A 2669-nucleotide genomic window follows, 5' to 3' on the forward strand; every position below is an offset into this window, starting at 1 on the left:
CAGCCGCGTCGACAGCATCTGCCCGACCGCGGCCAGCAGGGCGTCGCCGCCGCCGTGGCCGTGCAGGTCGTTGAACTGCTTGAAATGGTCCACGTCCAGCATCAGCAGCGACAGCGGCATCTGCCGGCGTCCGCAGCGGGCCAGTTCGTGGTTGAGCGATTCTTCCAGGTAGCGCCGATTGAACAGCCCGGTGAGCGGGTCGCGGATCGACTGCAGGCGCAGCGACTCGCGCAGGCGCAGGTTGCTCAGCGCCAGCGACAGCTGCTCGGCGGCGGCCTCGGCGATGGCGATGCGCGGCAGCGGACCGGTGCCGCGCCCGGCCAGGAACACGAAGCCCAATTGCGTGCCCTGTGCGGAAAGCGGGATGCAGGCGGTGCTGGCACCGGCGGCGTAGGGATCCTCGCGCAGATGCGCGCAGGCCGAGTCGTGGCCCTGCGCATGCACGAAGTGGCTCTTGTCGCGGCGCAAGGCCCAGCAGTCCTGCGGCGCCACGGCCGGCTCGCTGCCGACCGGCGGCTGGCCCCAACTGACGATTTCCTCGGCGCGGTCGCGCGAGGCGCGCAGTAGATAGACGCTGCCGCCGGTGTCGGGCATCAGCGCGGCGAGCAGGCGTGCGGTCACCGTCAGTGCCTCGGCCGGCTCCACGCAGCTCTGCAGCAGGCCGGTATAGCGGCTGAGCGCGTTGAGGTCGGCACTGGTGCGCTCCAGCTCGGTGATGCTGGCTTCCATCTTCTCGTTGGCGATCGAGGCCGCCTGTTCGGCGTTACTGCGGTTGCGTAATTCGCGCAGCAGCAGCGCGTACACCACGCCGACGCTGCCCAGGCCGAACGGGATGCCGGCCAGGGCCAGCGCCAGCAACATGTCGGCGCTGCGCTGGTTGGAGGTGTCGCGGCTCTGCAGCAGCTGCAGTTCCACGTCGGTCATCTGCTGTACCTGATCGCGGACCGCGCTGGAACTCTGGTACACGCTGGGCGCCATCGCCCGCTGCAGCGCTTCCAGACCGTCGCGCTGGTACACCGCCAGCATCTGCCGCATCTGCACCAATCGCGTGTTCGCCAGTTGCTGCAGCATCTGCACATTGGCGATCTGCACCGGATTGTCGGAAACCAGCTTGCGCAGCTGCGCCAACTGCCGCGGCACGCGTTCGGCGCTGTCGTAGTAGAGGCTCAGATAGGCCTGGTTGTCGGTCAACTCGTAGCCGCGCAACGAGGATTCGGTCATCAGCAAGGTGGATTGCACCTCGTCGATGTTGCGCAGCACTTCGTGGGTATGCGCGACGCGTGCGGCGTCGGAGATCGCGCGTTGTGCGCCGTAGAACACGCCGGCGCCGATCAGCACAAAGACCGCGGCGGAGAACAGCAGGGCTAGACGGGTCCTGGCCCGCACACGTTGGAGAATCGGCATCGCAAAAGTCTACTGTGACGCCGCGAACGCCTTGGACCGGCGTCACAAAAGACGCCCTGCCGGCACAGCGCGCGGCACGCGCTGCGCGGCAGAGGCCGCCCCCGCATGCACGGGGACGGCCAATGACTCAATGCTGCTCGCGGTCGCCGTTGTGCGGATCTTCGTTGGCGTTCTCGCGTGCCTTGTCGGCGACTTTCTGCGCCGCATTCGCCGTGGCCTCGCTGGCATCGGCCGCCATCTCTTTGGCTGCGGCCGAGGCATCCTTGACGGCATCGGAGTTGGCCGCACGGTGCGCGGCATCGCGCGCGTCGGCGGCGACCTCGCGCCCGGCCTGCGCGACCTGGCCGGCGGCTTCCTTGGCGGCTTCGCCGGTCTGTTCGGCAGCGACCTTGGCGTCGCGTTGTGCCTGCTGCGATTCGGGACCCTGGCAGCCAGCCAGTGCGAGGGCGCCCAGCAGGGCCACGATCGGGGTCTTGTTCATGCGGCTTCTCCGTCCACGGGTGGGTGACGCGGCGCAGCCTAGGCGGACGCGCATGCAGCCTGCGTCAAGGCGAAGCGGTGGCGCGGGGCAGTGTTCAGGAAGGCACTGCCGCTGGTGGGGGAGGCGCCGTGGGGTGGGAGCCAGGCACTGCGATGCGCGCGGCTGCCGTCGCATGCCGTCGCATGCCGTCGCATGCCGGCGATGCGGGCCATGCGGATGTGCGGCGTCGGCGCGTACGCGCCGCACGTGCATGGCGCCTGGCAGCGGTGCGCATCGCCCGCCGCGGGCGGCGGTGCGGCGCGTCGTGCGGGTCATGCGTCGCGCTTGCATGCGCGCTACGCGTGGACGACGCAATGGCGCCGACGAATCCTGTGTGCGGGGACGCACGCTTGCGAGGCGACGTCAGCGGCGGACGACGGCGCGGCATTCGCGCGAGGCGCACATGCATGCGTCGTCACCTAGCCGCCCTCCGGGAACACGCTGTGCCGGCACGCTGGTGGCGCCGTTGCCGCGCTGCCCGGCAAACGCCAGGCAAAGAAAAAGCCGCTGGCGGACCAGCGGCTCTTTCAGGACTGCAAAAAGCGAGAAGTGATTACTTCTTGGCTTCCTGAGCAGCGTCCTTCGCCTTCTCGGCGGTGTCTTCCGCAGCCTTGGCGGTGTCGGCAGCCTTGTCGGCAGCGGCGTCGGTCGGGGCAGCGGCGGCAGCGGCCGAAGCGTCGGCAGCGGTGTTGGCGGCGGTCGCGGCGGTGTCGGCAGCGGCCTGAGCGGCGTCGGCGGTCGGGGC

At 69.7% G+C, this 2669-nt stretch carries 3 protein-coding genes; all 3 read right to left on the reverse strand.

Annotated elements, in window-relative coordinates:
- On the reverse strand, window positions 1–1404 hold a 1404-nt coding region (locus D180_RS07940; RefSeq protein ID WP_043090631.1), incomplete at its 3' end, for a CHASE3 domain-containing protein.
- Window positions 1405–1531: 127 nt separating this feature from the next.
- The gene (locus D180_RS07945; RefSeq protein WP_017908416.1) at window positions 1532–1885 is read right to left on the reverse strand and encodes a hypothetical protein; all 354 of its coding nucleotides are present in this window, start codon (window positions 1883–1885) and stop codon (window positions 1532–1534) included.
- Between the two features lie 592 nt (window positions 1886–2477).
- Window positions 2478–2669, reverse strand: a 192-nt coding sequence (locus tag D180_RS07950; protein ID WP_017912374.1) for a hypothetical protein, incomplete at its 5' end; no start/stop codon positions are given.

The sequence above is a fragment of the Xanthomonas sp. SHU 166 genome, from assembly GCF_000364685.1.
Taxonomy (GTDB): domain Bacteria; phylum Pseudomonadota; class Gammaproteobacteria; order Xanthomonadales; family Xanthomonadaceae; genus Xanthomonas_A; species Xanthomonas_A sontii.